Annotated in this window: 16 protein-coding genes; 5 read left to right on the forward strand and 11 right to left on the reverse strand. The window is 56.3% G+C overall.

Features of this window, described 5'->3' with window-relative positions; all coding sequences use genetic code 11:
• The 3 genes from ACMGGX_RS02645 to ACMGGX_RS02655 are packed head-to-tail and all read right to left on the reverse strand — an operon-like array spanning position 1 to position 3769.
• Positions 1-2181, reverse strand: a complete 2181-nt coding sequence (locus tag ACMGGX_RS02645; RefSeq protein ID WP_420298010.1) for a polysaccharide biosynthesis tyrosine autokinase — start codon at positions 2179-2181, stop codon at positions 1-3.
• Complete coding sequence (locus ACMGGX_RS02650) at positions 2181-2630, reverse strand: protein tyrosine phosphatase (RefSeq protein WP_063440815.1); 450 nt, start codon at positions 2628-2630, stop codon at positions 2181-2183. Before ACMGGX_RS02650 ends, ACMGGX_RS02645 begins: the two co-directional genes overlap by 1 nt.
• A complete protein-coding gene (locus ACMGGX_RS02655) occupies positions 2630-3769 on the reverse strand; it encodes a polysaccharide export protein (protein WP_181593498.1) in 1140 nt (379 codons plus the stop codon). The genes ACMGGX_RS02650 and ACMGGX_RS02655 overlap by 1 nt, the downstream gene beginning before the upstream one ends.
• 487 nt (positions 3770-4256) lie before the next feature.
• Between ACMGGX_RS02655 and ACMGGX_RS02660 the strand changes: the two genes are divergently transcribed.
• Positions 4257-4589 carry an RcnB family protein gene (locus tag ACMGGX_RS02660; RefSeq protein ID WP_023336316.1) on the forward strand — a complete coding sequence of 111 codons (333 nt, stop codon included), beginning with the start codon at positions 4257-4259 and terminating at the stop codon, positions 4587-4589.
• The gene (locus ACMGGX_RS02665; RefSeq protein ID WP_223536697.1) at positions 4564-5019 is read left to right on the forward strand and encodes a GNAT family N-acetyltransferase; all 456 of its coding nucleotides are present in this window, start codon (positions 4564-4566) and stop codon (positions 5017-5019) included. Before ACMGGX_RS02660 ends, ACMGGX_RS02665 begins: the two co-directional genes overlap by 26 nt.
• Before the next feature lie 95 nt (positions 5020-5114).
• On the opposite strand, the gene apbC is transcribed toward ACMGGX_RS02665, so the two are convergent.
• Entirely contained in the window at positions 5115-6224 is a 1110-nt protein-coding gene (gene apbC, locus ACMGGX_RS02670; RefSeq protein WP_029740176.1) for an iron-sulfur cluster carrier protein ApbC, read from the reverse strand.
• Between the two features lie 166 nt (positions 6225-6390).
• Here apbC and metG point away from each other — a divergent pair, with 166 nt between their 5' ends.
• Complete coding sequence (gene metG, locus ACMGGX_RS02675) at positions 6391-8424, forward strand: methionine--tRNA ligase (RefSeq protein ID WP_032658904.1); 2034 nt, start codon at positions 6391-6393, stop codon at positions 8422-8424.
• A 107-nt stretch (positions 8425-8531) separates the two neighbouring features.
• Here the strand turns inward: metG and ACMGGX_RS02680 are convergent, their stop codons facing one another.
• The 3 genes from ACMGGX_RS02680 to ACMGGX_RS02690 are packed head-to-tail and all read right to left on the reverse strand — an operon-like array spanning position 8532 to position 11447.
• Entirely contained in the window at positions 8532-9002 is a 471-nt protein-coding gene (locus ACMGGX_RS02680; RefSeq protein WP_023312442.1) for a DUF1456 family protein, read from the reverse strand.
• A gap of 46 nt (positions 9003-9048) precedes the next feature.
• Entirely contained in the window at positions 9049-9768 is a 720-nt protein-coding gene (btsR, locus tag ACMGGX_RS02685) for a two-component system response regulator BtsR (RefSeq protein ID WP_023312443.1), read from the reverse strand.
• Positions 9762-11447, reverse strand: a complete 1686-nt coding sequence (locus tag ACMGGX_RS02690) for a sensor histidine kinase (protein ID WP_202770711.1) — start codon at positions 11445-11447, stop codon at positions 9762-9764. The genes btsR and ACMGGX_RS02690 overlap by 7 nt, the downstream gene beginning before the upstream one ends.
• 217 nt (positions 11448-11664) lie before the next feature.
• On the opposite strand from ACMGGX_RS02690, the gene mlrA reads away from it, so the two are divergent.
• Both mlrA and ACMGGX_RS02700 read left to right on the forward strand, forming a co-directional pair.
• Entirely contained in the window at positions 11665-12405 is a 741-nt protein-coding gene (mlrA, locus tag ACMGGX_RS02695) for an HTH-type transcriptional regulator MlrA (protein ID WP_029740179.1), read from the forward strand.
• A 69-nt stretch (positions 12406-12474) separates the two neighbouring features.
• Positions 12475-12588: a protein YohO gene (locus ACMGGX_RS02700; protein WP_008500895.1), complete on the forward strand. Its 114-nt coding sequence runs from the start codon at positions 12475-12477 to the stop codon at positions 12586-12588.
• Here ACMGGX_RS02700 and ACMGGX_RS02705 read toward each other — a convergent pair.
• Genes ACMGGX_RS02705 through osmF form a run of 4 tightly spaced genes read right to left on the reverse strand, consistent with a single transcriptional unit; the run spans position 12563 to position 16314 of the window.
• Positions 12563-13300: an ABC transporter permease gene (locus ACMGGX_RS02705; RefSeq protein WP_047741587.1), complete on the reverse strand. Its 738-nt coding sequence runs from the start codon at positions 13298-13300 to the stop codon at positions 12563-12565. The two genes, ACMGGX_RS02700 and ACMGGX_RS02705, sit on opposite strands and share 26 nt — an antisense overlap.
• Entirely contained in the window at positions 13284-14234 is a 951-nt protein-coding gene (locus ACMGGX_RS02710; protein ID WP_420298011.1) for an ABC transporter ATP-binding protein, read from the reverse strand. Before ACMGGX_RS02710 ends, ACMGGX_RS02705 begins: the two co-directional genes overlap by 17 nt.
• Positions 14227-15384, reverse strand: coding sequence for an ABC transporter permease (locus ACMGGX_RS02715; RefSeq protein ID WP_126786737.1), 1158 nt, complete (start codon positions 15382-15384; stop codon positions 14227-14229). Before ACMGGX_RS02715 ends, ACMGGX_RS02710 begins: the two co-directional genes overlap by 8 nt.
• 12 nt (positions 15385-15396) lie before the next feature.
• Complete coding sequence (osmF, locus tag ACMGGX_RS02720; protein WP_126796633.1) at positions 15397-16314, reverse strand: ABC transporter substrate-binding protein; 918 nt, start codon at positions 16312-16314, stop codon at positions 15397-15399.
• Positions 16315-16351: the final 37 nt, after the last annotated feature.

The raw sequence follows: 16351 nt of genomic DNA on the forward strand, positions 1-16351 counted from the left end.
TTATTCCTGGGTATAACCGTAGTCGTAATGGCTATATCCCGAGTTGTAATAAAGCACGGCAGATTTCACGATATCATTGAGGATCGCGCCATTCACCTGCACGCCCATTTGCTGCAGACGCTTCAGGCAGTTCTCGATCTCCTTGACGTTAGTTTTACCAAAGCGGGCGACCAGCAGCGTGGTTGCCGCTGCTCGGGCTATCAGCAAGGCATCCGTTACGGCAAGCACAGGTGGGGTATCGACAATCACGATGTCATACAGTTTATCTATCTGCGACATCACGGCCTGGAAGCGTTCACTCATGAGCAGCTCAACGGGATGTGAAGGTTGGGGTCCGCAGGTCAATACATCAAAACCGCCTTTCTCAACGCGTTGAACAGCCGCCTGCCATTCAACGTCTCCTCCGAGCACGCAAGATAATCCCCGATGATTGCTCAGTTTGAACACATTGTGGACATATCCCTTGCGCATATCCGCATCAATAAACAGCACTCGCTGTCCGGCCTGAGCGGCAATCGACGCCATTGAAGTACTGACCAGCGTCTTTCCGCAGTCCTGCGTGGGTCCAGACACCACGACAATCCGGTTTGTGGCATCCATCATGGTAAAATGCAGACTGGTGCACAGCCCGCGCACCGCCTCGACAAACATATCTGTCGGGCGGTCAACGGGCAGGAAAGGGACGTTCGACGTCCTGTGCTTCCAGTGGGACGCAAACAGGGTTCTCCTGCGCAGGTGCGTTTTTTTCCAGAGCCATATCGAGCGTGGAAGCGTCGCCAGAAGCGGTATCCCCTGCACTTCCAGTTGTTCAGACGAGGTAATGCCCCGATTAAACGCTGAGCGCACTAAAACCATGCCGGCAGAGAGCATCAATCCCATCAGCATACCCAGTACGATAATGAGCGCTTTGTGCGGTTTGATCGGATCTGGCTGCACCACGGCCGGGTCAATAATCCGCACGTTCCCGATAGTGCTGGAACGCGAAATACTCAACTCTTGCTGACGCGTCAGCAACTGCAGGTATATGGTACGCCCGGATTCAACGTCACGACTCAGCCGTAAGATTTCCTGCTGCGTGGAAGGCATGGTTGAGACGCGATTATTCAGGCGCGCACGCTCGCGTTCAAGCGTTTGTTTTTTCTCCCGCAAGGCACGGTAGGTGGGATGGTCCTTTTTGAAAAGTTGTGAAACCTCTGCTTCGCGGAACGTCAGCTCGTTAAGCTGGTTTTCCACGTTAACAACCTGATCAAGGACTGACTTTGCTTCCAGAGATAAGTCGACAGAATCGCGTTGCTCTCTGTAGGCATTCAGACGCGCTTCAGCTTCATCCAGCTCCCGGCTGATCTTAGGTAATTGCTCCTGTAAGAACGTGAGGCTACGGGAATCTTTCGCTTCCTGGCGCGCAATATTCTGGCTGAGAAAATTTTCAGCAATAGTATTAAGTACCGTAGCGATCCTGGCGGGGTCTTCACCCATTAACGTTAATGCGATCATACCGCTCTGTTTCGCCGACTCAACAACCGTAAGCCTGTTCTGAATGGCGTTGATCGCGTCAAGCCTTGTGACGGTTTCGAGGGTAAACTCGGTGCCTGGTTCCGCGCTGAGGGATGTCACCAGAAGCGACATTCCGTCTTTAATAAGCGTTTTCCCCACGATGCCTTCTGCTTGAAGCGTTTTTCCCTCAAGACGATACCGCCCTTTCCCCTGTACGGTGAGTAAAAGCTTTTGTGGCTTACCTTCCAGAAGGGGAATAGCCAGCGCGCCGATCGTTATTTCAGCGGATTTACGTCCCCGCACGTGTTCCCACAAAGGCCCGATGACAGGAAACACGCGTCGCCTGGCGTTGTACGTCAACCCTAATTGATCAACGGTCTCTCCCAGAATCATCCGTGATTTAAGGAGTAAAAGTTCCGGCGCGACATCTGGCGAGAGTTCGGACCCGAACGGGGTCAGGTTCTTGAGCAGCGAGTTATTCTGCTTCGCCTCTACCTGTACCAGAGCATCAGCCTGATAAACTGGCGTGGCACTGAACGCGTAGATCCCCGCGCATACCGTGAGCAGGAGCGTGACGCACGCAATCGTCACCCGGTTGTCAAACATCTCAGCAAGCAACTGAAGAAGATCGATTTCATTATTCTGCGGTGTCGCAGCACTATATTTGTCTGATTTAGAAGACGACATTACGGCTTCATTCCTTGTTGACTCAAACGACGAGCCCATTCCTGACTGGCTTTACCCAATTGCTCGAAAACATATTCATAGACTTCGCGACTTTTGTGATACGGGTCGGGAATGTCCCTGGTTTCCAGCCATTGTCCAAAGAGCAGCGATTTTCCCCGGTTCTCCGGAGTCATTGCGGCAATAAAACGGAGGTGTTCCGGCTCCATTACCAGAATCAAATCGGATTGTTGCAGCAGGCTGCGCGTCACCTTTCGGGCAACATGCCCTTCCAGCGAAACGCCATGACGCCAGGCGACAGCCTGCGCAGCCGCATCCGCCGGACGTCCTTCAAGTCCAAAAATACCTGCTGAGGTCACCTGCTTGCCGGGTAATTGCTGACGCAACAGCCGCTCACCAATCGGTGAACGGCAAATATTGCCGGTGCAGACCACTAAGATTGACTGAAACATTACTGCGGCCACGATCTGATGTAACGAACGGTTTCGGTCAGGTCATGGACGCCGCTGATGGTAGGGACCAGCTGGGTGATCACGCGATTCCAGCGTGATAACGGTGCCGTAGTGACGTAAACGATGTCATACGGCTCCAGCTGGAATTCCGTACCCAGCACCATGGCTGACGCATCTTCCGCATTCAGTTGATAGATATTGGCAATTTTGTCCGTGTCGCCTTTTTTAGATACCTGCCGAATAACAAAAATGCCGGTTGCATCGGCCATATTTTGGTTAAGTCCACCAGCATTTCCCAGGGCTTCGGCCAGCGTCATGCCGCTACGATCCATCTTAAGCGTACTCTGCTTGACCACTTCGCCCATCACGAACACTTTCAGCGCGTCGTTCCGGGGAATAAACAGGATATCGCCCGGATAAAGCAGCTTATTTTGAGTCAAATCGCCATGCTGCATCAGCGCATAGAGCGAAAGGCGGGCGTCCTTGCCATCATGCGTGAGCACGACGTTACGCCAGTCGGCATCCGCAGAAAGACCACCAGCGGCGTTAACCGCATCCATCACCGTCAGTGGAATATTGGTTATGGGTTGTTGGCCCGATTTTTCGACCTCTCCGGTGACATAGGCTTTTTGCGAACGGAAGGCGGCAATGCTGACGTCCACCTGCGGGCTCTCAATGACTTTATCCAGTCGCGCTGTAATCTCTTCACGTACCTGTGAAACCGTTTTTCCCGCCACCCGCAGCTTACCGACGTAGGGATAAAAGACCGTACCATCGGCGTTGACCCAGTTGCCTGCATCGCTTGCACTACGATATTGTCCCGCGGGCGTCGTTAATTCAGGGTGATCCCAGACGGTGACCGTCAGGATGTCGCCTGTGCCAATATGGTATTCCCAGTTTTTGATCTGCTCATCCAGATTAGGATTTGCCTGAGATTTCGATACGGTCGGACGCAGCTTTTCAATCAATCCCGGCGTTAATGGGAAAATTTCCACGCGCTTATCAAGATTATAATTAACGTCTTCCGCCGCAATGACCTTTTTCCCGGACACACTTAAGTTCTGGCCGGGGGAAAATACACACCCCGTTAACTGACTAACGGTGAGAAATAAAAGCGAAAATGCAGTTGTACTTTTCATTTGTATAAATACTTCTTTTTAACGTTGCGTTGATCGTCAATCCTGCAAAGAGATTAAATATAACTCCATGAAATTTAATTGATTATCTTCATGCGATATGAAATTCTGACATTGTAAAACGTGGCCAAACCGCTCTCTAAAACACGAAAGCAATACTCAACCCTGTAAGAAAAAAGGAAGTAAGACCGCTTCACCTGAAGGCAATATTAAATCATCTTCATAGGGAAAGCATTCACACATCAGTCCAATTTTGACATCAAAAGTTATTTTCAGAATTAATTAGTGAAATAATAAATTTTAAAAATATAAGGAGTAGGCAATATTCACCACAGTGATAAACATCATCCCATTCGACTACACAAAACCGTCCACTTTTGTTACATTTTTTTTCAAACATACCCTGCGTTGATACTTAAAATGGACTGTCTGCTCCGCTTTGCACGACCTGCAGACGAAAAGTATCTGTAACGATATCACTGGAGAAAAAATGGCTAAGCGTAAATTGCTGCTTCTGGGTGTATTACTGTCTCTGGCGGGATCTGCATTCGCTGCCCCGCAAACGGCCGCTGCGCCATCCGGCATCAAGGCCTATGAAGAACAAGAGTTCATCGCTGACTTTACGAAATTCAAGATTGGCGACACGGCGCCGGCGCAGTATCAAACGCCGGAGTACACCATCAAACAGTACCAGTTACGTAACCTGCCGGCTCCGGATGCCGGAACCCACTGGACCTATATGGGTGAGAACTACGTGCTGATCGGCGATGCTGATGGCAAGATCTACAAAGCCTACAATGGAGATATTTTCTATCACCGCTAACGCAATTGTGATTCGCCCCTGGCAGGAAAGTGACCGCCCTTTCCTGCGCACGCTCTACCTTCACGCCCGGCGTGAAGCCTGGCCATGGCTGGACAGTGCAGACTGGCAGCTTGAAGACTTTGACGCGGCAACCCGTGACGAAGTGATTTGGGTTGCTGCTCAGAACGGTCATCGCCTGGGTTTTGCCTCCGTCTGGACGAACGATAATTTCCTGCACAACCTGTTTGTCGATCCGCAGTATCAGAGCATGGGCGTCGGGCATGAGTTACTTGAACACGTACAGAAAACGTTTACCAGTACGGGTTCGCTTAAGTGCCTGGTGAAGAATGCGAGGGCTATTGCGTTTTACCAGCGACACGGCTGGCACATTGAGGCGACGGGAGATTCTCCGGACGGAGAGTATTATTTGATGCACTATCGATTGGGTTAAAGTCGGGTGGCGGCTTCGCCTTACCCGACCTACGTGATGGTGCAATTTGTAGGCCGGGTAAGCGAAGCGCCACCCGGCAATTCGGAGCTGAGGAATTACACCGCGCGGAACGCGATTTCCCCCGGAATGATTTCGCCCTGCCAGTAGAGCTGCGCCGCAACGCGTCCCGCCAGCTGGCGATACATTTCCGCGAATTCGCTGTCCGGGCGGCTGACCACCGTCGGCTTTCCGCTGTCCAGATCTTCACGGAGGGTAATGTGCAGCGGCATCTGCCCCAGCAGCTGGGTGTGATACTTCGCGGCCAGTTTTTCTGCACCACCCGTACCGAAGATAGGTTCGTGGTGACCGCAGTTGCTGCAGATGTGCATGCTCATGTTCTCGACGATACCGAGCACCGGCACTTCCACTTTCTCGAACATCACGATGCCTTTTTTGGCGTCGATCAGCGCAATATCCTGCGGCGTAGTCACGACGACCGCCCCCGTGACCGGAATGTTCTGTGCCAGCGTCAGCTGAATGTCACCGGTGCCCGGCGGCATGTCCAGCACCAGATAATCCAGATCCGGCCACATCGTCTCCTGCAGCATCTGCAGCAGCGCTTTGCTGGCCATCGGGCCGCGCCAGACCATGGCGTTATCGTCGGTCACCAGGTAACCGATGGAGTTGGTCGCCAGACCGTGCGCCATAATTGGCGCCATGTGGGTCCCGTCCGGCGAGGTGGGGCGCTGGTTTTCCGCGCCCAGCATGTTCGGAATAGACGGACCGTAGATATCCGCATCCAGAATACCGACCTTTGCCCCTTCCGCTGCCAGCGCGAGCGCCAGGTTAACGGCGGTAGAGGATTTCCCTACTCCGCCCTTGCCCGAGCTGACGGCAATGATATTTTTCACGCCGTTCACGCCAGGCTGATTTTTCACGCGCTTCAGCGTGGCGATGCTGTGGCTCAGCTTCCAGTCGATCGCCTTCGCACCGGTAATGCGCAGCAGCTCAGAGCTGGTCTGCTCTTTCAGCGCGTCAAAGGCGCTGGTCCAGACGAACGGCATCTGCAGTTCAATGTGCAGGGTATCGTCCAGCCAGGCAACGTGGTGTAACGCTTTCAGCGTAGTGAGATTGTGCTTCAGGGTTGGATGCTGAAAGTTAGCCAGCGTCCCGGCGACCATTGCTCGTAAGGCTTCCGGTGATTTGGCCTGGGATTGAGAACTCATCCCGACTCCTTTGTAGTTGTTCTGAAAAAAGACGTGTAATTACCAAGTTTACCCCAGAGGTAACAATTATTCATTTATGGATTAATGCCCTTATCACTTGGCGTAGTTATTACCTTTCGGGTAACATCAAAAACCCTTTTCACAGTTAAAAGAAGTAATGCCTACTATGACTCAAGTCGCGAAGAAAATTCTGGTAACGTGCGCACTGCCGTACGCCAACGGCTCAATCCACCTCGGCCACATGCTGGAGCATATCCAGGCTGATGTCTGGGTCCGTTACCAGCGAATGCGCGGCCACGAGGTTAACTTCATCTGTGCGGACGATGCTCACGGCACGCCGATCATGCTGAAAGCGCAGCAGCTGGGGATCTCCCCGGAGCAGATGATTGCCGAAATGAGTCAGGAGCATCAGACTGATTTTGCTGGCTTTGACATCAGCTATGACAACTATCACTCCACGCACAGCGACGAAAACCGCGAGCTGTCGGAGCTGATCTACACCCGCCTGAAAGAGAACGGTTTTATCAAAAACCGCACTATCTCTCAGCTGTACGATCCGGAAAAAGGCATGTTCCTGCCGGACCGTTTCGTCAAAGGCACCTGTCCGAAATGTAAATCCCCGGACCAGTACGGCGATAACTGCGAAGTGTGCGGCGCGACCTACAGCCCGACCGAGCTTATCGAGCCGAAATCCGTGGTATCCGGCGCCACGCCTGTGATGCGTGACTCCGAGCACTTCTTCTTCGACCTGCCGTCCTTCAGCGAAATGCTGCAGGCGTGGACCCGCAGCGGCGCGCTGCAGGAGCAGGTGGCGAACAAAATGCAGGAGTGGTTCGAATCCGGCCTGCAGCAGTGGGATATCTCCCGCGATGCGCCGTACTTCGGCTTTGAAATCCCGAACGCGCCGGGCAAATACTTCTACGTCTGGCTAGACGCGCCAATCGGCTACATGGGCTCCTTCAAGAACCTGTGCGACAAGCGTGGCGACACAGTCAGCTTCGACGAATACTGGAAAAAAGATTCCACGGCAGAGCTATATCACTTTATCGGTAAAGACATCGTTTATTTCCACAGCCTGTTCTGGCCGGCGATGCTTGAAGGCAGCAACTTCCGCAAGCCAACCAACCTGTTCGTACACGGCTACGTGACGGTGAACGGCGCGAAGATGTCCAAGTCTCGCGGGACGTTCATTAAGGCCAGCACCTGGCTGAACCACTTCGACGCGGACAGCCTGCGCTACTACTACACCGCGAAGCTCTCTTCCCGCATCGACGACATTGACCTGAACCTGGAAGATTTCGTGCAGCGCGTGAACGCGGACATCGTCAACAAGGTGGTGAACCTGGCCTCCCGTAACGCGGGCTTTATCGCCAAGCGTTTTGACGGCGTGATGGCGGCTGAACTGGCTGATCCTGCCCTGTACAAAACCTTTACCGACGCGGCAGCCACCATTGGCGACGCGTGGGAAACCCGTGAGTTCGGCAAAGCGGTGCGCGAAATCATGGCCCTGGCTGACCTGGCGAACCGCTATGTCGACGAGCAGGCACCGTGGGTTGTCGCAAAACAGGAAGGTCGCGATGCCGACCTGCAGGCTATCTGCTCCATGGGCATCAACCTGTTCCGCGTGCTGATGACGTACCTGAAGCCGGTTCTGCCGCAGCTGGCAGCCCGCGCTGAAGCGTTCCTGAACACCGAACTGACCTGGGATGCCATGGCGCAGCCGCTGCTCGGCCACAAGGTGAACACCTTCAAGGCGCTGTACAACCGCATCGAGATGAAGCAGGTTGAAGCCCTGGTGGAAGCGTCTAAAGAAGAGGTTAAAGCGGCTGCGGCACCGGTGACCGGCCCGCTGGCAGACGATCCGATTCAGGAAACCATTACCTTTGACGATTTCGCCAAAGTTGACCTGCGCGTGGCGCTGATCGAAAACGCGGAATTCGTGGAAGGTTCTGACAAGCTGCTGCGCCTGACGCTGGATCTGGGCGGCGAGAAGCGTAACGTCTTCTCTGGCATCCGTTCAGCCTACCCGGACCCGCAGGTGCTGATCGGTCGTCAGACCGTGATGGTGGCGAACCTGGCGCCGCGCAAAATGCGCTTCGGCATCTCTGAAGGGATGGTGATGGCCGCAGGCCCTGGCGGTAAAGATATCTTCCTGTTAAGCCCTGACGAAGGCGCGAAGCCTGGCCAGCAGGTGAAATAACAAAAAAGCCGGAGATTATCTCCGGCTTTTTTTATGGCATTTTGTTTTCTCCCTCTCCCTGTGGGAGAGGGTCGGGGTGAGGGCATCAGGCCGCACCCATTCCGCAATCACGCCTTCGGGTGATGCACCCGGTGGGTCAGCCCGCGCAGGAAATTACGCAGGAACTGGTCGCCGCACTCGCGGTAGTTTTTGTGATCCGGCGCGCGCATCATGGCGGTCACTTCCGGCACGGATACGCGGTATTTTTGCTCCGTCATGATCGCCACGATATCGTCCGTTTTCAGCGAGAACGCGATGCGCAGCTTTTTCAGTACCGTGTTGTTGTTCACGCGACGCTCCAGCGCCAGCTCTGGCGCAGCCGGATCTTTGCCACGCTTATCGTAAATCAGGCCGTTCAGGAAACCCGACAGAATAATGTCCGGGCAGCGAACGAAGCCCTCTTCATCTTCTTTGGTCATCCAGGTATCGAAACCGGCAGATGTGGATTCCATGTCCGACAGCGCAAGAATGCGCACCATGTCGTTATTGTTTGCTTTCAGGGTGTAGCGCAGGCTACGAAGAATGTCGTTACTTAGCATAGAGCCTTCGAATGTCGATGATGCAATGGCGCGCAGTGTACCAGTTTTACAGGCCAATCGCCTCTTTCAAACTCTTGAGATAGCGACGGCTGACGGGTACCGTTTGCCCGGCACGCAGCACCAGCTCGGCCTGGCCGTTATCTTCCAGGCGGATCTCCTTCAGGTGCGCCATGTTCACCAGATACTGGCGGTGGCAGCGGATCAGCGGCGTGCGGCTCTCGAGCGTGCGCAGGGTCAGCTCGGTAAATCCTTCATTCCCTTCCGCGCTGGTGACAAACACCCCGCTCAGGCGGCTGCTGACGAACGCCACATCATCCATCTGCAGAAGGTAGATTCGGCTGTGCCCGGTGCAGGGGATAAACTTCAGCGGCTGCTGGTTTTCCGGCAGCAGCGTGACGTCCTGTACGGTTCGCTCCTGGCGTAAACGGGTGAGCGTTTTTTCCAGACGCTTCTCTTCAATCGGCTTGAGTAAATAGTCAAACGCGTGCTCCTCAAAGGCCTTAACGGCATATTCGTCGAACGCCGTCAGAAACACGATATAGGGGCGATGCGCCGGGTCGAGCATGCCGACCATCTCCAGCCCGCTGATGCGGGGCATCTGAATATCCAGGAACAGCACGTCCGGGCGCAGCTTGTGCACCGCGCCGATGGCCTCAATGGCGTTCGCGCACTCCCCCACAATCTCAATATCAGGCTGCTCCTGCAGCAGAACGCGCAGGTTTTCTCGTGCCAGCGGCTCGTCATCAACGATCAGCACTCTTAACATGCGTTTTCCTCCAGCGGCAGTCGTACGGTAATACGGGTAAATCGGTCTGGCTCACAGGCGACGGTAATGCCACAGTCGTCGCCAAAATGGGCGCGCAGGCGTTTATCCACCAGGCTCATCCCCAAACCGCCGGAGACGGAAGGCTGGTAAAGCCCGGCATTATCTTCAATATCCAGCACCAGATGGTGGTTGAAACGGCTGGCGGCAATGGTGATCTCCCCCGTTCCCAGAAGCTGTGACGTGCCGTGTTTAATGGCGTTTTCGACAATAGGCTGCAGGGTAAAGGCCGGGAGATGCTGATACGCCAGCTCGTCCGGAACGGAGAGCGACACCTGCAGGCGCGACTGGAAACGTGCCTGCTCGATCTGCAGATAGGCATTCACGTGCTCAATCTCATCGGCGAGGGTCACGATCTCAGACGGCCGTTTCAGGTTCTTACGGAAAAAGGTCGACAGAAACTGCACCAGCTGCGCGGCCTGATCGCTGTCGCGGCGGATCACCGCTTTGAGCGTGTTGAGGGCGTTAAACAGGAAATGCGGGTTGACCTGAGCATGCAGCAGCTTAATTTCGGACTGCGTCAGCAGGGCTTTCTGCCGCTCATACTGCCCGGCGAGGATTTGCGCGGACAGCAGCTGGGCTATCCCCTCCCCCAGCGTGCGGTTGATGGAGCTGAACAGACGGTTTTTGGCCTCATACAGCTTGATAGTCCCCATCACCCGCTGATTTTCCCCGCGCAGCGGAATCACCAGCGTGGAGCCCAGCTTGCACTGCGGATGCAGCGAACAGCGGTAAGGCACTTCGTTACCGTCGGCATACACCACCTCACCGGTTTCGATGGCGCGCAGCGTATAGGCTGAGGAGATCGGTTTACCCGGCAGATGGTGATCGTCCCCGGTGCCGGTAAAGGCCAGCAGCCGCTCGCGGTCGGTTATGGCCACCGCGCCGATATCCAGCTCCTTGTAGAGCACCTGCGCGACCTTCATGCTGTTTTCTTCGTTAAACCCCTGGCGCAGGATCCCTTCGGTCGAGGCGGCGACCTTTAGCGCCGTGGCGGAAAACGCCGAGGTGTACTTCTCAAACATGGCGCGCTTGTCGAGCAAAATGCGCATAAACAGCGCCGCGCCTACGGTGTTGGTGACCATCATCGGGGCGGCAATGCTGCTGACCAGGTGCAGCGCATCCTCAAACGGACGGGCAATGAGCAGAATGATCGCCATCTGCGCCACTTCGGCCACAAAGGTAATGGCACCGGCGGTAAGCGGGCTAAAGACTTTATCCGGGCGGCCGCGTTTGATCATGTAGCTGTGCACCAGGCCGCCGAGCAAGCCTTCCACAATCGTTGAGATCATACAGCTCAACGCCGTCATTCCGCCCATGGAATAGCGATGCAGCCCCCCGGTTAAGCCGACAAGACCACCGACGACGGGACCGCCCAGCAGCCCGCCCATCACCGCGCCGATAGCGCGCGTGTTGGCAATAGAGTCTTCGATATGGAGACCAAAATAGGTCCCCATAATGCAGAAAATAGAGAAGGTAACGTAGCAGAGCAGCTTATGCGGCAGACGTACGGTAACCTGCATCAGCGGGATAAACAGGCGCGTTTTGCTCATCAGCCAGGCAATGACCAGAAACACGCACATCTGCTGAAGCAACAGCAGCACCAGATTAAACTCGTACATACTCAAAACCGCACACGCTAAAAACGCGTAACATACACTGATGCGGGTTTACTTTCTTTGAAGCATCCCAAAAAAGCGCAAAATCGTGTCCGTTATCACACCTTTTTCTGAATATCGCGCATGCTTCGCATTGTTTGTTCAAAAATCAATCAATCCTTCCTGGTTCGCCAAAGTGGGTCTACAGTTAAGCTGGGAACGCGTAAGCCAGGGGGCGAATATGGCGCTTTACACGATAGGTGAAGTGGCACTCCTTTGTGATATCAATCCCGTTACCCTACGGGCGTGGCAGCGACGGTATGGATTGCTTAAACCGCAGAGGACCGACGGTGGGCATCGCCTTTTCAATGAGGCCGATATCGACCGCATCCGCGAAATTAAAAGCTGGATCGACAACGGAGTGCAGGTCGGCAAAGTGAAGTCCCTGCTGAGCCATGATGACCCGGACACGCAACACCTCTGGCGCGAACAACAGGAAACATTGTTGAGACTCCTCCAGGCGGGCAATCTTCAGCGCCTGCGCGCGTGGATAAAAGAGCAGGGCCGCGACTATCCGGCACAGACGCTGATCAGCCATCTTTTCATTCCGCTCCGTCGACGCCTTCAGTGCCAGCAGTCCACCCTGCAGGCGCTGCTCAGCATACTCGACGGGGTGCTGATCAACTATATTGCCGTCTGCCTTGCCTCAGCGAAGAACAAAGCCGGAAAAGATGCGCTGGTGGTCGGCTGGAACGTGCACGATACCACCCGCCTGTGGCTGGAAGCGTGGATTGCGACCCAGAAGGGCTGGCGCGTGGATGTCCTGGCGCACTCGCTGGCGCAGCTTAAGCCCGAGTTTTTCGACGGTCAGACCCTGCTGGTCTGGTGTGGGGAAGTGCCGTCCGCCACGCAGCAGCAGCTGCTGACGGAATGGCGAGAAAATGGGTACCCGGTATATTCCCTTGGCCCGGATGAGCCATAACGGCATTTAATGGTTCATTAACAGCTGCGCTTCACCGTATAATTGTTCCGTTAACAACAGGAGCACATGATGAAGGCAACCAAACTGGCCATTATTACCCTTTTTGTCCTGATGGCCGTGAGCGGTATTGGCGGCGTGATGCTGGCAGGATACTCGTTTATTGTTCGCGGCGGTGTCGGCTGAGGTACAGCGCCAGCCGCTCAAAAAGGCGATCGACGACGATTGCCGCCAGCGCGACCAGCACCGCCCCCTGCACGATATAAGCCGTATTAAACCCGCTCAGGCCGATAATAATCGGCGTTCCCAGCGTATTGGCACCGACCGTAGACGCAATGGTCGCCGTCCCGATGTTAATAATCACCGACGTGCGGATCCCGGCAATGATAACCGGCGCCGCAAGCGGCAGTTCAACCTTGCGCAGCCGCTGACCGCGACTCATCCCCATCCCTTCTGCCACGCTCAGCACCGACGCCGGTACCGCCGCGAGGCCCGCCAGCGTGCCCTGCAGCACCGGCAATACGCCGTATAAAATCAGCGCAATAATGGCGGGCTGCTGACCAAAGCCCATCACCGGAACCGCTATCGCCAGCACCGCCACCGGGGGAAACGTCTGGCCAATCGCCGCTATCGTCTCCACCAGCGGACGAAACTCCTTGCCCGCAGGCCGCGTGACCGCGATGCCTGCCCCAACCCCCAACACAACCGCGATGGCGCTTGAGAGCGCCACCAGCCAGAGATGCGCCAGGGCGAGATTAATAAAGCTCTCCTGCTGATAAACCGGCCGCGGCAGCCCCGGAAAAAGGGTGTTAAACAGCGCCGCGCTGTGGGGCATCAGAAACAGTAAGGCGACAAAGAGCGCTACCAGCCAGAGGAGCGGATCACGCAGTGCCTTCACGCGTCACCTCCCCGGCCAGCAGATCGCGAAAATGTAAGGTTCCGCACGGCATCCCGCGCGAGTCCGAGACGGGCAATATCTCGCACTGGCGCGCGACAAACGCCGAGAGGGCATCCCGCAGGCTCATCTGCTCCTGCAGCGGTTCGCCGCTGGCCGGCACCTCCTCCCGACGCATATAGTCGCTGACTGTCCGCAGGGAGAGCAGCCTCACGCCTAGCTCGCTGCGGCCAAAAAACTCGCGCACAAAGTCGTTCTTCGGCCATGTTAATAGCTCAAGCGGCGAGCCCTGCTGCACCACTTCGCCATGATCCATCAGCACCAGATGGTCGGCCAGGCGCAGAGCTTCATCAATATCGTGCGTCACGAGAACGATCGTGCGTCCGAGAATGCGGTGAATGCGGGTCATTTCCGCCTGCAGCGCGCCCCGTGTGACCGGGTCCAGCGCGCCAAAGGGTTCATCCATCAGCAGCACCTGCGGGTTAGCCGCCAGCGCGCGCGCCACGCCCACGCGCTGCTGCTGGCCTCCGGAAAGCTGGTGCGGATAGCGATCGCGCAGCGCGGGCTCCAGCCCCAGGAGCGACATGAGTTCATCCACCCGGTCAGCGATTTTCGCCCGCGACCATTTCTCCAGCTGCAGCACGGTGGCGATGTTCTGCGCCACCGTCCAGTGCGGAAACAGGCCGATAGACTGAATGGCATAGCCCATCCGGCGGCGCAGCTCCAGCACCGGCAGGCTGCGGATCTCTTCTCCGGCAAAGCGGATCACCCCGCTGTCATGCTCAACCAGGCGGTTGATCATCTTCAGGGTGGTGGATTTTCCCGAGCCCGAGGTGCCAATCAGCACGGAAAACGCCCCCTCGGCAAAGTTCAGGTTCAGATGGCTCGCCGCCGGGCGACCGGCAAAGGTTTTACTGACATCATGAAATTCAATCATTGGCTCTTCTCCTGAGCAGCGCGAGCCATAAGGCAAACAGCGCGTCGACGACAACCGCCAGCGCAATCGTGGGCACCACGCCCAGTAACACCAGATCGAGGGCACTGCTGAGCAGCCCCTGGAACACCAGCGCGCCAAAGCCGCCCGCACCAATCAGCGCCGCTATCACCGCCATGCCGACGGTTTGTACCGCCACCACCCGCAGGCTGCGCAGCAGCAGGGGCAGCGCCAGGGGGAGCTGAATTTTCCAGAAACACTGCCGCGCGCTCATCCCCATCGCATGGGCGCTTTCAAGCACATCCGGCGCGACCTGGCTCAGGCCCGCGACCACGCCGCGCACCAGCGGCAGCAGCGCATACAGCACCAGCGCGATAAGCGCGGGCGTTAACCCCGTTCCGGCTATGCCGAGCGTTCCCAGCACCGGAAATGACTTCACCAGCCCCGCCAGCGGGGCAATCAGCAGGCCAAACAGCGCGACGGAAGGTATGGTCTGGATCACGTTGAGTACGGCAAAGATCCCACCCTGGCGTGAAGGATGACGATAGCACCACATGCCGAGCGGTATCCCGATCAGCAGAGCCGGGATCAGCGTGCCAAAAAGGATCGTCAGGTGTTGCGCCAGGGCATCATCAAACACCTCCTGACGGTTGGCGTACTCTTTCAGCAGCGAGAGATTGTTCAGCTCACCGCTGAACAGCAGGAACAAGGGAATACACCATATCTGCGCGTTGAGCACCCAGCGCCAGACGGCGCTGGAGATGAGTCGACGAATGGCGTCGCTGCTGGCCAGCAAACACAGCGCCAGCCACAGCCAGAGGCCGCTGCCCACCGTGGTTCTCGCCAGCGGGCTTTCCGCCGACGCCATATGCGTCGCCGCCTGCCCGGCTCCCCAGAAGAGGAGGATAAACAGCCCTTCAGCAAGGAGCAGCGTCAGCCACTGCGCCGTGCGCCCTTGCCAGAGCGATAGCGCAACCCACGCGCCCAGCGCCGCGGCCAGCCACCACGGCGTGAACGCCCACACTTCCCAGAGATAGCGCCCTTCCCCTGACATCAGGCGGTTAGGTGCGACATTCACAAACGGCAGCGCGACCGCCGCGATGGCCACGCAGGCCAACAACAGCAGTACGCGGTTATGACATTTTATTGGCACAGCCCTTTCCCGTTACTTCACAAGCCCTTGTTGTTTCAGGAAGTCGGCGGCCACTTTTTTGGCATCCAGCCCCTCGACGGCAATGCTGGCATTCAGCTGTTGCAGCGTTTTTTCATCCAGTTTTTCGAAGACGGGCTTGAGCCATTCTGCAATATCCGGATAGGCCTTCAGCACCGACTCACGTACGACCGGGGTCGGAGCGTAAATCGGCTGTACGCCTTTTGGATCGGTCAGGGTTTGCAGGCCGAGCGCCGCCACCGGGCCGTCGGTGCCGTAGGCCATTGCCGCGTTAACGCCGGAAGTTTGCTGTGCCGCCGCCTTAATGGTTACCGCCGTATCCCCGCCCGCCAGCGAGAGCAGCTGCGCCTGGTCGAGCTTGAAGTCGTAGGCTTTTTCGAAAGCAGGGAGCGCGTCAGGACGCTCGATAAACTCCGCGGACGCAGCCAGCTTAAAGTCGCCCTTCTCTTTCAGATAGCGGCTGAGATCCGCCAGAGACGTCAGCTTACCTTTCTCCGCCACGTCCTTGCGAACGGCGATAGTCCAGGTGTTGTTGGCCGGGGCCGGCGTCAGCCAGACCAGCTTGTTCTGTTCCGCGTCGAGTTTTTTGACTTTCTCATACCCGGCTTTAGCGTTTTTCCATGCCGGATCGTTTTCATCTTTGAAGAAGAATGCCCCGTTGCCGGTGTATTCCGGATAGATATCCAGCTCGCCGGAGGTAATCGCCCCGCGCACGACGGGCGTGGTGCCCAGCTGAACTTTATTGACGGTTTTAACGCCGTGGCTTTCCAGCACCTGCAAAATAATATTGCCGAGCAGCGCGCCTTCGGTATCGATCTTTGAGCCCACTTTTACCGGCTCCGCCGCCTGTAACGGCAGGCTTAGCGCCGCCAGCAGCACAGCAGATCCCAACATCCCCTTTGCAATCGTCATTCCGCTATCCTCATTTTTTATCGCCTTTTTCAGAGGC

Source organism: Enterobacter sp. BNK-29, assembly GCF_048684785.1.
GTDB lineage: Bacteria > Pseudomonadota > Gammaproteobacteria > Enterobacterales > Enterobacteriaceae > Enterobacter > Enterobacter cloacae_M.

Excerpts from the sequence above, each read along its gene's own strand:
- ACMGGX_RS02645 (WP_420298010.1), bottom strand. The coding sequence starts at position 2,181 with ATGTCGTCTTCTAAATCAGACAAATATAGTGCTGCGACACCGCAGAAT.
- ACMGGX_RS02650 (WP_063440815.1), bottom strand. The coding sequence starts at position 2,630 with ATGTTTCAGTCAATCTTAGTGGTCTGCACCGGCAATATTTGCCGTTCA.
- ACMGGX_RS02655 (WP_181593498.1), bottom strand. The coding sequence starts at position 3,769 with ATGAAAAGTACAACTGCATTTTCGCTTTTATTTCTCACCGTTAGTCAG.
- ACMGGX_RS02660 (WP_023336316.1), top strand. The coding sequence starts at position 4,257 with ATGGCTAAGCGTAAATTGCTGCTTCTGGGTGTATTACTGTCTCTGGCG.
- ACMGGX_RS02665 (WP_223536697.1), top strand. The coding sequence starts at position 4,564 with ATGGAGATATTTTCTATCACCGCTAACGCAATTGTGATTCGCCCCTGG.
- apbC (WP_029740176.1), bottom strand. The coding sequence starts at position 6,224 with ATGAGTTCTCAATCCCAGGCCAAATCACCGGAAGCCTTACGAGCAATG.
- metG (WP_032658904.1), top strand. The coding sequence starts at position 6,391 with ATGACTCAAGTCGCGAAGAAAATTCTGGTAACGTGCGCACTGCCGTAC.
- ACMGGX_RS02680 (WP_023312442.1), bottom strand. The coding sequence starts at position 9,002 with ATGCTAAGTAACGACATTCTTCGTAGCCTGCGCTACACCCTGAAAGCA.
- btsR (WP_023312443.1), bottom strand. The coding sequence starts at position 9,768 with ATGTTAAGAGTGCTGATCGTTGATGACGAGCCGCTGGCACGAGAAAAC.
- ACMGGX_RS02690 (WP_202770711.1), bottom strand. The coding sequence starts at position 11,447 with ATGTACGAGTTTAATCTGGTGCTGCTGTTGCTTCAGCAGATGTGCGTG.
- mlrA (WP_029740179.1), top strand. The coding sequence starts at position 11,665 with ATGGCGCTTTACACGATAGGTGAAGTGGCACTCCTTTGTGATATCAAT.
- ACMGGX_RS02700 (WP_008500895.1), top strand. The coding sequence starts at position 12,475 with ATGAAGGCAACCAAACTGGCCATTATTACCCTTTTTGTCCTGATGGCC.
- ACMGGX_RS02710 (WP_420298011.1), bottom strand. The coding sequence starts at position 14,234 with ATGATTGAATTTCATGATGTCAGTAAAACCTTTGCCGGTCGCCCGGCG.
- osmF (WP_126796633.1), bottom strand. The coding sequence starts at position 16,314 with ATGACGATTGCAAAGGGGATGTTGGGATCTGCTGTGCTGCTGGCGGCG.